Here is a 16,127-nt window from a genome sequence, read left to right as displayed (position 1 = left end):
CGCCTCCCATGAAGACGATCGTTTCCGCCGCAGCCCTTCTCGCCGCGAGCCTGCTTGCCATTCCGGCTTCAGCCGCAAACCTCGTTCTCTACACCAGCCAGCCGAACGAAGACGCGCAGGCGACGGTCGATGGCTTCATGGCCGTCAATCCCGATATCAAGGTCGACTGGGTGCGCGACGGCACGCCGAAGATCATCGCCAAGCTGCAGGCCGAGATCCAGGCCGGCAATCCGGTGGCCGACCTTCTCCTGATCGCCGATATGGTGACGCTGGAGCGCCTGAAGCAGGAGGGCAAGCTGCTCGCCTACAAGTCGCCGGAAGCCGCCCAATACGACGCCACGCTCTATGATGCCGACGGCTACTATTACTCGACCAAGCTGATCACCACCGGCATCATGTACAATACCTCGGCTGGCATGAAGCCTGCGAGCTGGAAGGATCTGACCAGGCCGGAAGCCAAGGGCCTCGTCACCATGCCGAGCCCGCTCGCTTCGGGTGCGGCCCTCATCGATGCCCAGACGCTTGCCGCCGTTCCCGGCCTCGGCTGGGATTTCTACAAGTCGCTCGCCGAAAACGGCGCGATCGCCGCCGGCGGCAATGGCGCCGTGCTGAAGTCGGTCGCCTCGGGCGAAAGGGCTTACGGCATGGTCGTCGATTACCTGCCGATCCGCGAGAAGGCCAAGGGCGCGCCCGTCGAGTTCGTCTTCCCGAGCGAAGGCGTTTCGGCCGTGACCGAGCCGGTCGGCATCCTCGCCAGCACTAGGAATGCCGAGGCCGCCAAGAAGTTCGTCGATTACGTGCTCTCGGAAAGGGGCCAGGAAGGCTTCCTCAAGCTCGGCTACATCCCGGCACGCAATGGCATGAAGGTGCCGGACGGCTTCCCGGCGCGCGAGACGATCAGGGTCCTGCCGGTCAATGCCGCAGAAGCCCTGAAGAATACCGACCAGGATCTGAAAACGTTCTCGGGCATTTACGGCTCGAACTGATCTCTTCATGCCAGGCTATGTCAGAACAGGAAACAGCCAGCCGCCCTGGCTGTTTCCTTTTGTCGTCATCACCGTGCTGATCCTCAGCGTGCTGCCGCTCGCCCGCCTCGCCATGGTCGGGATCGCGGCCTTCGCCAATGGAGGCATCATCGATGTGCTGAGCGCGCCGTCGCTCTGGTCGGCGACCTACTACACCATCGTCACATCCGTTGTTGGCACCATGATCTCGCTCGTCATCGGCTGTCTCTTCGCCTTCCTGCTGACGCTGACGGATATTCGCGGCAAGGGGCTGCTCAGCTTCTTTTTCGTGCTGCCGATGATGATCCCGCCGCAGGTGACGGCGCTTGCCTGGGTGCAGATGTCGGGGCCGTCAAGCCCGCTGCTGAAGGCGCTGGCGATCGCTCCGCCGCTCGGCTCGCCGCAGCCGCTCTATTCGGTCGGCGGCATCGCGCTGCTCTATGGCGTGCAGCATGCGCCGCTCGTCTATCTCGCGCTTAGGGCCGGGCTGATGACGCTGCCGCGCGATGGTGTTGAGGCCGCGCGGCTTTCCGGCGCCTCCAGCTTTCGGGTCTTCAGCGACATCATCCTGCCTCTGTCGCTGCCCGGCATCATCGCGGGGGCGGCGATTTCCTTCGTCTCCTGCACCGGCAATTTCGGCATTCCCGCCATTCTCGGCATTCCCGCCTCGATCTTCACGCTGCCGACGCTTGTATTCACCAAGTTTTCCGCCTTCACCAGCCGCACGTTCGGCGATGTCGCCGTGCTCTCGGCGATCATCGCGATGATCTCGGTAGCGGGCTTGATGATCCAGGACCGGGCGCTCAGAGGCCGCGATTACCGCGTCATCGGCCTGTCCGGGGCGAGTGCCGCCGTCGAGCTCGGCGCCTGGCGGTTTCTCTTCACGCCGATCCTCTGGGCGATCCTGTCCTTCATGCTCGCCGCACCCTTCTTCGCGCTCGTCGCCGGCGCGCTGGTGCCGGCCTATGGCGTGCCGCTGACCTTCAAGACCATGTCGCTGCATGCCTTTGAGGAGATCCTCTTCCGGCAGGCGGTGACGCGCACCGCTTTCGTCAATTCGATCTCGCTTGCCGGCGCCACCGCCGTTTGTCTCCTGGTGGTGACCGTGCTTGCGGCCTATATGCTGACGCGGCGAAAGGATGCGGCCTCCCGCATCATCGCCAGCCTGATCGAGATACCCTATTCGCTGCCCGGCATCGTCATGGCGGTCGCCTTCATCCTGCTCTTCGCGGCACCGATCCCGTTCCTCCACATCTCGCTCTACGGCACGATCTGGATCATTCTCATCGCCTATTTCTCTTGGTTTTTCGCCGTCAGCCTGAAACCCGTGGTCAGCGCCTTCCACCAGCTCGATCCGGCGCTGGAGGAGGCAGCCCGTCTTTCCGGCGCCGGTTTCTTTCGGCGGCTTTCCGATATCATCGTGCCGCTGATTGCGCCCGCCGCCGGCGCTTCCGTCATCCTCGTCTTCCTCATCGCCTGCAACGAGCTGACGATCTCCGCGCTGCTCTGGTCGGCCGGCACCCAGACGCTCGGCGTTGCCATCTACAATCTCGACGACAGCGGCAGCTCCGACCTTGCTTCGGCACTCTCCGTGCTCGTCGTCCTCATGGTCGTCATCATGATGCTGCTATTGGAACTGCTGGCGAAACACCTGCCGAAGGGGGTGGTGCCATGGCGAAACTGACCCTCAACCGGGTGGCCAAGGATTTCGGCACCGGGCGCGCGGCTGTCAGCGATTTCTCGCTCGATGTGCGCGAGGGCGGCTTCCTGGCGCTGCTTGGGCCATCCGGCTGCGGCAAGACGACGGTGCTCAGGATGATCGCCGGCTTCGAGACGCCCTCCGACGGCTCGATCCATCTTGGCGAGCGGCTGCTGGCCGATGCCGCCCAGTCGCTGCCGCCCGAGAAGCGCAACATGGCGATGGTCTTCCAGTCCTATGCGCTCTGGCCGCATATGAGCGTCGCCGGCAATGTCGGCTATCCCCTGAAAGTGCGCGGCGTCTCGGGCGAGGCATACCGGGCGAAGGTCGGCGAGGCGCTTTCCACCGTCCGGCTTGCCGATTATGCGGGCCGGCGGCCAGCCGATCTCTCCGGCGGCCAGCGCCAGCGCGTCGCGCTCGCCCGCTGCCTGGTGACCTCGCCCGACGTCGTGCTGCTCGACGAGCCGCTCGCCAATCTCGACCGGCACCTGAAGCATGAGATGGAGGAGACCTTCCGCGAGTTTCACCAGCGCTCGGGTGCCACGATGATCTACGTGACCCACGACCAGAGCGAGGCGATGGCGCTGGCGACCGACGTCGCCGTTATGTCCGAAGGCCGCCTGCTGCAGGTGGCGCCGCCAGCCGAGATCTATGCCCGGCCGGAGGGTCGCATCGTGGGCGGCCTCATCGGGCGCGGCGCGATCCTGACGCTGCCTGTCATGGGCGGCGAACGCCAGCTGGAATGGGATGAACTGCAGGACGCGCTGCAGGCGGCCAACACCGATGGCGCCGATATTCTCGTGCGGCCGGAAGATGTGATCATCGGCGGCGAGGGGGGCTGCCGCAACCGTCGAATCCGTGCTGTTCGAGGGTGAGCGCTACGCCGTGAAGCTGACGCTCGGCAACGGGCAGACGCTGCGCGCCTACAGCCGCGTGGCCGTCGTGACTGGTGAAGGCGTGCGCGCCGTCATCCGTGCGGGCTGGCGACTTTGATGTATAGAGAACCGGCGTCTACGGGATGCCCGTCTTCGGAGCGGGGCGAACGCACCCAGGCATTTAGCCCAAATGACTTATACCGCGGTTCGAGCAACAGCAGCTCGTCGAGCAGTCCTGATGGCGGACACGGCCAACCTCACGATAATGCCACTTCAAGCCCGCCCAGCCATATCTAGGCGCAGACGGCACTTGTCCGCATTTTTCTTGGTCTGCCGTCTTTCCCTGCGGCGATTGCCGGTTAAGGTACGCTCCGCAACCGGACTCCCGCCATGTCGCTTCGCCTCGCCACTTTCAACGTCGAAAACCTGCTGACCCGTTTCGATTTTACCGGCTTCCGCAATCAGCTGCGCCAGGACCGCGTCATCAAGCTCTTCGAGGTCAACAGCGAGGGCGTCTACCAGCAGCTCGAGCAGGCCCGGGTGATCGCCGCGGCCGACGACACCAGGCAGATGACGGCGCTCGCCATCGCCGATGCGGATGCCGATATTCTCTGCCTGCAGGAAATCGACAATATGGCTGCTCTGCAGGCCTTCGAATACGGCTATCTCTTCCGCATGGTCGGAAACGGCTACCGACAGAAATTCCTGGTCGAGGGCAATGACAGCCGCGGCATCGATGTCGCTGTCCTGATGCGCGAGGAAACGCGCGACGGCCAGAAGATCGAAGTCAAGGACATCAGAAGCCATGCAATGAAGACCTATCGCGACTTTGATCTCTTCGATGAGGACCTGGCGCTCACCAATCGCATCGACGACAAGATCTTCAAGCGCGATTGCCTGGAGCTCGATCTTCTGATCGGCGGCCGACCGCTCTCGCTCTACGTCGTGCATTTCAAATCGATGGGCAACCCCCGTGACGGATTGGACGGGCGGCAGTCGACGCTGCCGCTCCGTCGTGCCGAAGCGCGCGCCGTGCGCCGCATCATCGAGGACAGGTTCGGCGCCGGCCGCACGGCCAAGAAGAGCTTCGCCATTTGCGGTGATATGAATGATTATCAGGAGCGCGTCGATGTTGTTGGCCGGCGCGGCGCCGGTTATCGTTTCGAGCATCAGCCAGAGGCCGAAAGCGCGCTCGACGTGTTCAGTCATGACGGCTTTGCCGAAAATGTCGTGGTCCGTCGCCAACCCCTTGATCGTTGGACGCTCTATCACGCGCGCGGACCGCAGGAGCAGCACCTTTGCCAGCTCGATTATATCTGGCTTTCCCCCGCGCTTGCCGCCCATAATAGCGGCCGCGTGCCCGAAATCATCCGCAACGGCCAGCCCTACCGCACCGTCTTTCCGCCAGGCCAGGAGGTGGAGCGATATCCACGCACTGGCTGGGACCGGCCGAAAGCATCCGATCACTGCCCCGTCGTCATGACACTGGATCTCCCATGAAAACGAATTTGAATATGAAATTTCCGACGAGCGATATCTCCGATGATTTTTTGGACTGGCCGCCGGAAGCGACCGTTTTCCCGATCGCCGGCGTCGACCTGCGTGTGCTGCCCGGCACCCATCCCTTCGTCACCGCCGAGGAAGCGGCGATCCGTGAAAACTGGGCGAAGGAAACCGCCGCCAACCCGGCGCTGTTCGATGGCCGCCTGGTGTTCCAACAGCGGCTGTCGTTCAGCCAAGAGGGGATTGCAGGCGAGGGCTACGTCACTCCATTTTCCGCCTTCATGTGGTGGCGCCGGCAGCCGCAGCGCCAGGGCGGCCTGCACATCTTCGCCTATCCGGTGCTCGAAAGCTCGGACGGCGCGCTGGTGGCGATCCGCATGGGCGCGCATACCGCCAATCCAGGCCAGGTCTATTTCGCGGCCGGCTCGCTGGAGCCGGAGGACATCATCGACGGGCGCTGCGACATCGAGGCCAATATGCGTCGCGAAGTTCACGAGGAGACCGGACTGGACCTGGCCGATGCGGTCGCAGCGGAAGGGCTCTTTGCCAGCCATGCCAGGCGCACGGTGACGCTGCTCAGGCTCTTCCGCTTCGACATGACGGCGGACGAGATGGTGGAGCGGATCGAGGCCCACATGCTGGTGGCCGAGGACAAGGAAATCGCAGGTGCGGCGGCGATCCGTTCGGCCGATCCAGCGGCCCATCCCTATAACGTCGCCATGCTGCCCGTCATCGACTGGTATTTCGGAAGCGGTAACCGGCGCTAGCGCCTTGCACTCGACCGCTTGGTCGGGCAGGTTGGCGGCGCGATGACGATTCAGGGAGGCCGATGTGGCGCGAAGCTACAGCGTCTATGACGTGTTCACCGATCGAAAACTTGCCGGTAATCCACTGGCGGTGGTCTTTGACGGAGACGATCTCAGCGACGAGGCGATGCAGGCGATCACCCGGGAGATCAATCTCTCCGAGACGGTTTTCGTGCAGCCCTCGACCAATCCCGCCTATGCGGCGAAGCTCCGGATCTTTACGCCTGGCCGCGAACTGCCCTTTGCCGGTCATCCTACAGTTGGCACTGCGGTGGCACTGGCCGAGCGGGCTCATGGCGCAGCGGCGGTCGATCTCGTTACCGTGCTCGAGGAAAATGTCGGGCCGGTGCGTTGCGCCGTGCGGCTGAGAGAGGGTGAGGCGAGCTTTGCCGAATTTGACCTGCCGCGCAAATCGCAGCAGGCCGTAATGCCGCTCGACAAGCTCGGTATTGCCGATGCCCTGTCGTTGAAGGTCACCGAAATCGGCTTCGAAAATCACGTCCCCTCGGTCTGGAGCGCCGGCGTTCCGTTTCTGCTCATTCCGGTGCACGATGTCGGCACGGCGCAGCGGGTGGAATTCGATCCGCAGCTTTGGGAAAAGATCGTGCCCTTCGTCGATGGCGCGCTTGCCTCGGCCTATGTCTATTGCCGCGGCGGCGTCAACCACGTGGCGAAGTTCCATGCGCGCATGTTCGCCAGCGGCATGGGCATCGTCGAGGATCCGGCCACCGGTGCGGCGGCGGCCGCGCTTTCCGGCGCAATCCGCCATTTCGACCGGCTGACGGACGGGCACCACCCGATCATGATCGAGCAGGGCGTCGAGATGGGCCGTCCGTCTTTCATCCACCTGCATATCGATGTCGAAGGCGGGACGATTTCCAACGCGCGGATCGGCGGCCAGGCGGTGCGGCTGGCGAGCGGCACACTCGACCTTTGAGTTTATGCGAGCGCCCCGCTCCGACAGGCGGGACGCTCTATCACCTTGAATTGGCGCGTCATCCCTCTTGGAGATCAACTCCGATTTCCAGGATTGTGCGCCGCATTTCGGCGCTGCGGAAAAATCTTTGAGATTAACCAAAGAATTTTCGTTGATGCGCTGGACAAGCCAGCCGATCCTGTTTATACGCCCCGTCACACCGCGCAGCCAAGCGCGAACGGGTGATTAGCTCAGTTGGTAGAGCAGCTGACTCTTAATCAGCGGGTCGTAGGTTCGAGCCCTACATCACCCACCAAATCTCTTGATAAGATTGATTGAATTGCATCAGCGTATGGTCTCGTTTCGAGACCGGCAGTTTCGGCGCGACTGGCTGCGTCGACCTGCGCATCCTATCTCCTCCTCGTTAACGGGAGTGGTCCATGAGAACCGTCATATTCGCCGTGGTTTTATCCTTGCCACTGCCGGCCTTTGCCGCCAGCGCAATGGAGGTCAGAGCGGGGGACCACAGCTGCAGCGAGCTTGCGCAGATCATCCGACAGAACAAGAAGGTCTTTGTCCGTGTCGGCCTCGGCGGCCGCAGCTTCCGCTACCCGCCGGCGCAGTGCGGCATGGGCGACAAGCGCAGTACCGCAAGCGTTCGCGATGCCGAAGGGAGCGCTTGCGTTCTGGACTATGCCTGCGTGTTCGACCCGGCGTCGCCCTATAAATTTCCGTGAAATCAGAATTCGTTTTCAGTTGCGTGGGATATCATCCGAAACCGCTCTCGTTTTTTTGCTGCCATCACGCTCTCGCATCCAGGAGTTCCCATGAAAAGCGTCTTTTTGGCCTTCGCCCTGTTGTTTCCGTCCGCAGCCCTTGCCGTCGAGGCGGTTGAGGTCAATGCCAGGGATCACGGCTGCAAGGAGCTTGCGCAAATCATCCGAAAGGACAAAGCCGTTTTCGTGCGTATGGGCATCGGCGGTCGCAGCTTCCGTTATCCGCCGGCCCGATGCAATCTGGGTGACAAGTACGACAATGCAACGGTGAGGGATGGGGACGGGAAGATGTGCGTTCTCGACTATGAGTGCGTGTACGATCCGCAGTCCTTCTACAACAGGATTCCCAATTAATATCGGGCTGCAGGTTACGCTTCACGCGGGGACCGTGAAATCGCTCAGTCTTCACCAACAGGCCAAGAAAAAAGGCCGGGCGAAACTCGCACCGACCTTCCTCGATCTGTCTCAATGACGGCTGCCAGTACATCCGTGGTCAGCCGTCAGAGACAAATTTCATAATCTCTAAATAAGTGCCGATTGCGGTTATTCAAGGGCCGGCCGGTAGAAAGAAGCCGTGCGTCACTCTGAGGTGGGGTCCCATACTCTATTCGATGCATAGATCCTCCTTGGCGTGTCCTGCCGGATACGCCAAGGAGGCATCTAGCGCGGCTTCTTACGATCGGCAGCGGTTACTGCTGGGCAGGAGCGGCCGGCGGGGTGGCCGGTGCAGGTGCCGGAGCAGGCGTTGCGCTGTTGTCGGTCGGAGCGATCGGCTTAGCCGGGGCCGGCTCGGACTGGGTCGTGGAGGCTGTCGTATCCGGCGAAGTGCCGGGAGATGTGCTGCTCCACTGCGAATAGGCGAATGCAGCAACAGCGATCACGGCCAATGCAGCAACCCAAACAACCCACGTATTGCTGCTGCGCGGCGTCGGCGTCGTGCGCAGGTCCAGGTTCGGGTTCAGCGGGCGGTTCGGATCGTTGGCATTATTGGGGTCGTACGTCATGGTACTTTCTCCTCTTTCGGTGAGGAAGAAATGGATGAGTGGGACTTTTGTTCCATTCTGGGGCCGAAGCGTTTGTATTGGCGGGGTTTTTGGCCCGCGAGTGACTTATGGGAGAGCTTTATGTCGGGGGCTGAGGAAGTTTTAACAGCGAGGCGGGCGCGGCTGTGGTTGATGGATGCAACGAGCAGCGCTGCGCGCGTCCTTCGAGGCTCCGGCCTTTCGGGTGCACGGTAAGCCGCGGATACACAGCACGGCTGTCATACGGACAGCATAGCAGTCACGTAAATAGGCACCAGCGCCGGGGAAGCATCTTCCTTGACAGGAGGGAATGGGTTTGCCAATGCTTTGGTTCTGGGGTTGCGATCACCCCACGAGGCGACATGCTGAAGAATCGCGTCCGGTAAAGCCGATCAACGGAGGGACGCGTCATGCCGTCATTTCTCGAAATATCTCCCGACAAGCTCAACCGCCTCATCGGCACTCCTGGGGCGCCCCGCATCATCGACGTCCGCACGGACGAGGATTTCGCGCTCGATCCGCGCCTTGTGCCGGGCTCGATCCGGCGCGACCACGCCGAGGTTGCGTCCTGGGCTGATAGCATCGATGCCGATGCCGTCGTCGTGGTCTGCCACAGGGGAGCCAAGCTCAGCCATGGTGTCGCCGCCTATCTCAGGCATGCGGGAATTGAGGCGGAAAGCCTCGCCGGCGGCTTCGAAGCCTGGGCCGCGGCCGGACCAGCGGTGCCCGAGGCGAAGCTGTCGCGCCGTGACGCGCAGGGGCGCACCGTCTGGGTGACCAGGGCGCGGCCGAAAATCGACCGCATCGCCTGTCCCTGGCTGATCCGGCGCTTCATCGATCCGAATGCCGTCTTCCTGTTCGTGCCGGCCCCTGAGGTTGTCGCTGTCGGCGAGCGCTTCGGGGCTGCGCCCTTCGACATCGAGGACGTGTTCTGGAGTCATCGCGGCGAGCTCTGCACCTTCGACGTGATGGTCGAGGAGTTCGGGTTGGCATCTGAACCGCTCTTGCGCCTGGCGCAGATCGTCAGGGCGGCGGATACGGCCAGGCTCGATCTCGCGCCCGAGGCGTCCGGTCTGCTTGCCGCTTCGCTCGGCCTCTCCAGAATGTATTCCGACGATCTGGAGCAGCTCGAGGCCGGAATGCTTCTCTACGATGCCTTCTTCCGCTGGTGCCGCGATGCGACCGAAGAGACCCACAACTGGCCTGCACCGAAAAAGAGGGCATGAGATGGTCGACATGACGGAGAATGCGCCCGCCGGACAGGCGGGCAACAAGGACGCGGGCGAGGGGCATCACCACGGCGTTTCGTTTGGGGAGGCCTTCCGGGTGTGGCTGCGTGTCGCCGCCTTGAGCTTCGGCGGCCCGGCCGGCCAGATCGCGGTCATGCACCGGATCATCGTCGACGAGAAGCGATGGATCGGCGAGCACCGCTTCCTGCATGCCTTGAATTATTGCATGCTGCTCCCCGGGCCCGAGGCGCAGCAGCTTGCCGTCTATATCGGCTGGCTGATGCACCGCACATTCGGCGGTCTCGTCGCCGGCGTGCTCTTCGTGCTGCCGGGCTTCCTGTCGATCCTCGGCCTCAGCTATGTCTACGCTGCTTACGGCAGCATCGGCATCGTCGCCGGCCTGTTCTTCGGCCTGAAGGCGGCCGTCCTTGCCGTCGTCGTGCAGGCCGTCATCCGCATCGGGAGCCGGGCGCTGAGAAACCGCGTCATGCTTGCCGTCGCGGCCGCCGCCTTCGTCGCCATCTTCTTCTTCCACGTGCCGTTCCCGCTGATTGTGCTGGCCGCGGGAATCATCGGCTTCTTCGGCGGCCGGCTCGGCCTCGACACCTTCAAGGCGGGCGGCGGCCACAAGGCCGCAAGCGGCGCGGTGCTGTCGGATGCCGAGTCGGCGCTTGGCGAGGGTATTCCGGCGCATGCGCGCGCCAACCTCGCCTGGTCGCTGCGCATATCGGCTATACTGCTCGCCCTCTGGCTGGTGCCGGTCGCCGTCCTTTACACGTTCTTCGGACCAGGTGACGTCTTCAGCCAGATCGGCCTCTTCTTCAGCAAGATGGCGGTCGTCACCTTCGGTGGCGCCTATGCCGCGCTCGCCTACGTCGCGCAGCAGGCCGTGCAGCATTTCGGCTGGCTGAAACCCGGCGAGATGCTGGACGGTCTCGGCATGGCCGAGACCACGCCGGGGCCGCTGATCATGGTGCTCCAGTTCGTCGGCTTCATGGCCGCCTTTCGCAATCCCGGCTCGCTCGATCCGATGCTTGCCGCCACCCTTGCCGCGATCCTGACGACATGGGTAACCTTCGTGCCCTGTTTCCTCTGGATATTCCTCGGTGCGCCCTTCATCGAAAAGCTGCGCGGCAATGTGGCGCTTGCCGGGGCAATGTCGGCGATCACGGCGGCGGTGGTCGGGGTCATACTCAACCTCGCCATCTGGTTCGGGCTGCACACGCTGTTTGCCGAAGTCGCGCAGGTCAGTTTCGGAAACCTGCGGCTCGATATTCCTGAGCTGCAATCTGCCGTACCGGCGGCAATCGCGCTCTCCGTCGCTGCCGCCATCGCGCTCTTCCGCTTCAAGACCTCAGTTATTGCGACGCTCTTCGGGTGTGCGATCGCAGGCATGCTCTGGACGCTGGCGATGAATTGATCAGGCCTCTGCTCCCTCGGCGGGAATGCGGGTTGCGAGCATCTTGTCGATGCGCATGCCATCCATGTCGAGCACCTCGAAGCGCCAGTCTTCGAAAAGGAAGGTTTCGCCGGCTTCCGGGATATGCTGGAGCTGATGCAGCGCGAAGCCCGCCAGCGTATGGAAATCGGCGTCGGGGCGATCCTTGAGGCCCAGTCGTTCGAAGGCGTCGAAGGCCGGCATCATGGCGTCGATCAGCAGCGAACCGTCTTCCCGTACGACGATGTCGGGCTCCTCGTCGGCGCCCGGCAGATCGCCGGCGATGGCCTCGAGCAGGTCGGTCTGGGTGACAATACCCTCGAGGCTACCATATTCGTCGACGACGATGGCGAGGCGCACGGGCGACGCCTTGAAGCTGTCGATGACGCGCACGACCTTGCTACCCTCATGCAGCACCAGGGGCTGCTTGATCACCTCCAGCGGCCTGACCTTGCCGCCGTCGAGAACCTGATCGAGAAGATCCTTCTTCAACACCATGCCGATCGGCTCGTCGATCGAGCCGCGCGCGACCAGCAACTGCTCATGGCTGCATTCTCGGATCGTCTTCAGAATCTCCGCCTCGCTGTCGTCGGCATCGAACCATTCGATGTCGAGACGCGGGGTCATGATGTCGGAGATCGGCCGGTCGCCGATGTTGAATACCCGCTCGACGAGCTGCTGCTGCACCTGGTTCAGAAGACCGGCCTCCTGGCTCTCGGCGACCAGCAACTTCAACTCCTGCGGCGAGTGGAACGAGGATTCTCCAGTTCCGGCGCGAAGGCCGACCGCCCGCAGCACGAGGTTGCCCATACCGTTCAAGGTGAAGATCGCCGGCTTGAACAATAGCAGGAAGAGGCCGAGGGGACGCACGACCGCAAGCGAGGTGGCCTCGCTGCGCTGCAGCGCCAGGCTTTTAGGCGCGAGCTCGCCGAGCACGATATGCAGCGCCGTGATGATGACGAAAGCGATGACGATGGCGACGGTATGGGCGCCGGTCGTTACCCATGGCTCAGGCAGCCACGAGAGCAACGGTTCGATCAGATGGGCGAGTGCCGGCTCGCCAACCCAGCCCAGAGCCAGCGACGAGATGGTGATGCCGAGCTGGGTGGCGGCGAGATTGGCATCGAGATTGTCGATGGCGCGCTGGAGAGCGGAGGCATTCATGTGACCGGTCGCGACAAGCTCGGCAACACGGCTGCGCCTCATCGAAACCAGTGCGAATTCGGCGGCGACGAAGAAGCCATTGGCAGCGACGAGAAAGAACACGGCTAGTATCCCGACAAAGTCGAAGAGCCCGCCCGCGGATTCGGACATATTCTGCTTACCCCTGAATTGATGCGAGTCCGAAACTACACGCTCGCACAGAGCTGGCAAGGCGCGGCCGCCATTCTTGCGATCCCGCGGCGCTTATCGCTTCGGCGCTTCGAAGAGCTCGACAGGGTTTCCGGCCGGGTCTTCCAGCAGGATCTGCTTGCCGCCGATGCCCTGGACTATGTCGTTGCGAAAATTCGCGCCCGCCTGACGCAGCTTGGTGACTTCGGCTTCAAGGTCGGTGACTTCGATCTGGATGCGGTTCCATCCGCCGGGCTCCGGCTTTCGTCCGTCGGGCATTGCCTGGGAGGCGCCGCCTGGTCCGGTCGTGCCGCTGACCAGCAGACGAAAACCGCCCCTCGTCAGAATGGCGAAGCTCGGGGCCGGGTGAAGCGCGACCGAGAAGCCGAGATGCCGCGTGTAGAATTCCAACGCGGCGTCGACGTCGTCAACGATATAACGCATGCTGATGCCGGGCATGATTTCCTCCATCATCTCTTAAGTCGAGCGATCCCTCGCGGCGGGTCCGACCGCGCCAGGCGCTCGATCGACGGCGCGGAACAACGCTCCGTTATGTGAATCTGCGCCCAATTCCGCAGAAAATCGAATCCGATCTTTGGGACTATGCGTCGATTGTATCGTGCCGGGAAAGCGGCTGTTCGGTGGGATGTATAGGATTAAACCAAGATATAAGGTTCTACCCCGCAGACGCCTCGCGGCTATCGCTGGGTCCGCGCCGACAAAGACTTTCTACTGATCGGCGTTGCCAGCGGGGTCATCTCCAGCGTCATTGTGGGACGTTGAGTGGTGGATGGATGAGGGCGGCTTCGGCCGCCTTTTCGAGTTGGGCGAGGGGTACAGAGACTTCGACTGGCCCGAGCCTCCGCGCCGCGATAAGCACCGTCGCTCTCCCCGCCCTCCCTCATCTCTGTGACGAGCACAGGGATGCGGGTGGGCGAGGTGGCGCCTGCCCTAAACCTTCCGGCCCAGAGCGGCGATGATATCAAGCAGTCTCTTGGGTCTTCCGGCATCAACCTTTACATCCCCCTCGTGCGTCAACGGATGCAGCCCCTCGATCGGCGGCAACGGCTCGCATTCCTCGCAGATGCAGCGATAGCGTTTCGCCGCCGCCTTCATGCCGCCTGCCTGTTCCAGCTGATGAAGGGATCGGGCAGGTTGCGCCAGCGTTCGGGTGTGAAGGCATCGCTGTCAACGAGACAGGCGTCGAGTTCTCTCCTGATCCAGGCCTCGTCCATCGGATTGGCGCCGATGAAGACGATTTCCTGGCGGCGGTCGCCCCAGACAGGGTCGAGATAGGGGCCGATTGCGCGGAGGAAGCCTGGCTCCTCGGGCCATTGCTCGCGTGGCACGGCCGCCCACCAGAGGCCCATCTTGCCGGTGCGCACGATCGCGCCGGCCTGGCTGACCTCGCCGACATAATGCGGCCGGGTCGCCAGCCAGAAGAAGCCCTTCGAGCGCACGACGCCGGGCCATGCCCGATCGAGAAAGGCCCGCAGCTTCGCCGGATGGAAGGGCCGCTTTTCGTGATAGACGAAGGAGCGGATGCCGTATTCCTCGGTCTCCGGCACATGATCCCTGAAGCCGTGCAGTTCCTTGTACCAGAGCGGGTGGGTCTCGGCTTTCTCGATATCGAAGCAGCCGGTGCCGAGCACCTGCGCGAGCGGCACCCTGCCGAAATCCGCCTCGATCAGCTTGGCATCCGGATTGAGGCCGATGATGATCTTGCGCGCGGCGTCGCGGTCTTCTTCGCTTGCCGTGCCGATCTTGTTCAGCACCACGACATCGGCAAATTCGATCTGTTCGACCAGCAGGTCGACGATGGTTCTGTTGTCGCCATCGCCCGCCGTTTCGCCGCGGTCGGCGAGGAAATCGGCCGAGGCATAGTCGGCAAGCAGATTGGCGGCGTCGACGACCGTCACCATCGTATCGAGCCTTGCGACGTCGGAGAGGCTTTCACCATTCTCGTCGCGGAATTCGAAGGTGGTGGCGACGGGCAGGGGCTCGGCGATGCCTGTGGATTCGATCAGCAGGTAATCGAAGCGGCCCTGATTGGCGAGATCGCGCACTTCCTTCAACAGGTCGTCGCGGAGCGTGCAGCAGATGCAGCCATTGGTCATTTCGACTAGCTGTTCCTGGGTGCGTGAGAGATTGGCGCCGCCATCGCGCACGAGCGCGGCGTCGATATTCACCTCGCTCATATCGTTGACGATGACGGCGACGCGCAAGCCCTCGCGATTGGTGAGCACGTGGTTCAGCAGCGTCGTCTTCCCGGCGCCGAGAAAGCCGGAGAGCACCGTGACCGGAAGTCTGTTATCCATGAGAACCTCATTGGTATTAATGTTATATCATTACATGTCTGGTGCCGAAAAAAGGCGGAACGGGGTCATCCGCCTCTTTCCGCTTCAGCTTTCCCCGGGGCGCTTTCTACTTGGGTGCTCCCGCGCGTCGCATGAATATCATGCGCTGGAAAGGCAAGCCTTGATGCTGTCGGCGATGCCGCGCATGAGGGTGAAGTAGAGATCAGAGCCGGCCTTCAGCGTCGCCGCTTCCGGATCGAGCACGCCGGATTTGGCGCTTGTGCCTTCGATGACGACCTTGACGAGGCGCGGCTCGAATTGCGGCTCCGCAAAGACGCAGGTTGCGCCGAGTTCGCCGACCTTGCGGTGGATTTCCGAGACGCGTTCGGCGCCGGGAATGTTTTCCGGGCTGACGGTGATAGAACCGGCGACGCGAATGCCGTAGCGGTGCTCGAAATATTGATAGGCGTCGTGGAAGACGACGAAAGGTTTGTCCTTGACGGGAGCGACGGTGGCGGCGATCTCCCTGTCCAGCGCCGTCAGCTTATCATCAAGCGCCTTGGCATTGGCCTGATAGGTCAGCGCATTGGCGGGGTCGGCGGCGACCATCGTGGTGGTGATGACAGCGGCCATCGCCTTTGCGTTCATCGGGTCGAGCCAGAGATGGGTGTCGAAGGCGCCGTGCTCATGCTCTTCATGATCATCATGATGCGCTTGCTCGGCCGCATGATCGTGACCTTGGTCATCTTCGGCGGCATCCGCATGCTCGGGAGCGCTTTCATGGTCCCCGTCGTCATGCGCCTCGAAGGCGCCGCCTTCGCGGAAGGGCAGCCTGGTCAAACCAGGCGCATTGTCGAGTTCGACGACACTGGCGTTCGAGCCCAGCGCCTCGAGCGGCTTTTCCAGGAAAGCCTCCAGGTTCGGGCCGACCCAGAAGATGACCTTGGCCTCCTGTAGCGACCGCGCGTTCGAAGGCTTCATGCTGTAGGTGTGCGGGGAGGAGGCGCCATCGACGATCAGCTCTGGCTCGCCGACGCCCTGCATGATTGCCGAAACCAGTGAATGGATCGGCTTGATCGAGGTGACGACGACGGGCGCATCGGCTGCCTGCATCGTGCCGGCAAAGAGCAAAGCAGGGATCGCGAAGGCCGGGATGGCGAGGGTAGTCGGAATTCTGAGGGCCAGGCTGTGCCAGGCAGGCCCCAAGGCGCGTTTCATCATGTGCTCCGC

General features: G+C 62.8%; 14 protein-coding genes, 1 tRNA gene and 2 pseudogenes. 12 read left to right on the top strand and 5 right to left on the bottom strand.

Features of this window, described 5'->3' with window-relative positions:
• The first annotated feature begins 8 nt into the window (after positions 1-8).
• From RHE_RS13955 to RHE_RS13915, 9 genes and pseudogenes are all read left to right on the top strand, one after another.
• Positions 9-986, top strand: a complete 978-nt coding sequence (locus tag RHE_RS13955; protein WP_011425973.1) for an ABC transporter substrate-binding protein — start codon at positions 9-11, stop codon at positions 984-986.
• 7 nt (positions 987-993) lie between these two features.
• Positions 994-2,688 (top strand): ABC transporter permease, encoded by a 1,695-nt coding sequence (locus tag RHE_RS13950; protein WP_011425972.1) that lies wholly within the window; start codon positions 994-996, stop codon positions 2,686-2,688.
• Positions 2,676-3,696: pseudogene (locus RHE_RS13945) on the top strand (ABC transporter ATP-binding protein). The gene RHE_RS13950 and the pseudogene RHE_RS13945 overlap by 13 nt, the downstream one beginning before the upstream one ends.
• 272 nt (positions 3,697-3,968) lie before the next feature.
• Positions 3,969-5,078, top strand: coding sequence for an endonuclease/exonuclease/phosphatase family protein (locus tag RHE_RS13940; RefSeq protein WP_011425970.1), 1,110 nt, complete (start codon positions 3,969-3,971; stop codon positions 5,076-5,078).
• Complete coding sequence (locus tag RHE_RS13935) at positions 5,075-5,848, top strand: NUDIX hydrolase (RefSeq protein WP_020921712.1); 774 nt, start codon at positions 5,075-5,077, stop codon at positions 5,846-5,848. The genes RHE_RS13940 and RHE_RS13935 overlap by 4 nt, the downstream gene beginning before the upstream one ends.
• A 64-nt stretch (positions 5,849-5,912) precedes the next feature.
• Entirely contained in the window at positions 5,913-6,824 is a 912-nt protein-coding gene (locus RHE_RS13930) for a PhzF family phenazine biosynthesis protein (RefSeq protein ID WP_011425968.1), read from the top strand.
• Between the two features lie 219 nt (positions 6,825-7,043).
• A tRNA-Lys gene (locus tag RHE_RS13925) sits at positions 7,044-7,119 on the top strand.
• A 124-nt stretch (positions 7,120-7,243) separates the two neighbouring features.
• A complete protein-coding gene (locus tag RHE_RS13920; protein ID WP_042118718.1) occupies positions 7,244-7,540 on the top strand; it encodes a hypothetical protein in 297 nt (98 codons plus the stop codon).
• Between the two features lie 90 nt (positions 7,541-7,630).
• Positions 7,631-7,933, top strand: a complete 303-nt coding sequence (locus RHE_RS13915) for a hypothetical protein (RefSeq protein ID WP_011425967.1) — start codon at positions 7,631-7,633, stop codon at positions 7,931-7,933.
• A 335-nt stretch (positions 7,934-8,268) separates the two neighbouring features.
• On the opposite strand, the gene RHE_RS13910 is transcribed toward RHE_RS13915, so the two are convergent.
• Positions 8,269-8,583 (bottom strand): hypothetical protein, encoded by a 315-nt coding sequence (locus tag RHE_RS13910; protein ID WP_020921710.1) that lies wholly within the window; start codon positions 8,581-8,583, stop codon positions 8,269-8,271.
• A gap of 428 nt (positions 8,584-9,011) precedes the next feature.
• Between RHE_RS13910 and RHE_RS13900 the strand changes: the two genes are divergently transcribed.
• Together RHE_RS13900 and chrA are read left to right on the top strand one after the other, a co-directional pair.
• On the top strand, positions 9,012-9,827 hold the full coding sequence (locus RHE_RS13900; protein ID WP_011425966.1) for a chromate resistance protein ChrB domain-containing protein: 816 nt from the start codon (positions 9,012-9,014) through the stop codon (positions 9,825-9,827).
• A gap of 1 nt (position 9,828) precedes the next feature.
• The gene (gene chrA / locus RHE_RS13895; RefSeq protein WP_011425965.1) at positions 9,829-11,250 is read left to right on the top strand and encodes a chromate efflux transporter; all 1,422 of its coding nucleotides are present in this window, start codon (positions 9,829-9,831) and stop codon (positions 11,248-11,250) included.
• On the opposite strand, the gene RHE_RS13890 is transcribed toward chrA, so the two are convergent.
• Positions 11,251-12,582: a hemolysin family protein gene (locus tag RHE_RS13890; RefSeq protein WP_011425964.1), complete on the bottom strand. Its 1,332-nt coding sequence runs from the start codon at positions 12,580-12,582 to the stop codon at positions 11,251-11,253.
• A gap of 93 nt (positions 12,583-12,675) precedes the next feature.
• Positions 12,676-13,059, bottom strand: a complete 384-nt coding sequence (locus RHE_RS13885) for a VOC family protein (RefSeq protein WP_011425963.1) — start codon at positions 13,057-13,059, stop codon at positions 12,676-12,678.
• 231 nt (positions 13,060-13,290) lie between these two features.
• Here RHE_RS13885 and RHE_RS33255 point away from each other — a divergent pair.
• Positions 13,291-13,383, top strand: a pseudogene (locus tag RHE_RS33255) (RcnB family protein); the annotation flags it as partial.
• A gap of 329 nt (positions 13,384-13,712) precedes the next feature.
• Here the strand turns inward: RHE_RS33255 and zigA are convergent.
• Positions 13,713-14,918, bottom strand: coding sequence for a zinc metallochaperone GTPase ZigA (gene zigA / locus RHE_RS13880; RefSeq protein WP_011425962.1), 1,206 nt, complete (start codon positions 14,916-14,918; stop codon positions 13,713-13,715).
• A gap of 138 nt (positions 14,919-15,056) precedes the next feature.
• A complete protein-coding gene (locus RHE_RS13875; RefSeq protein WP_011425961.1) occupies positions 15,057-16,115 on the bottom strand; it encodes a zinc ABC transporter substrate-binding protein in 1,059 nt (352 codons plus the stop codon).
• Between the last annotated feature and the right edge of the window lie 12 nt (positions 16,116-16,127).

This window comes from Rhizobium etli CFN 42 (assembly GCF_000092045.1).
Taxonomy (GTDB): Bacteria; Pseudomonadota; Alphaproteobacteria; order Rhizobiales; family Rhizobiaceae; genus Rhizobium; species Rhizobium etli.
The sequence above is the reverse complement of the archived record's forward strand: the minus strand, read 5'-3'. Positions and strand labels throughout refer to the sequence as shown.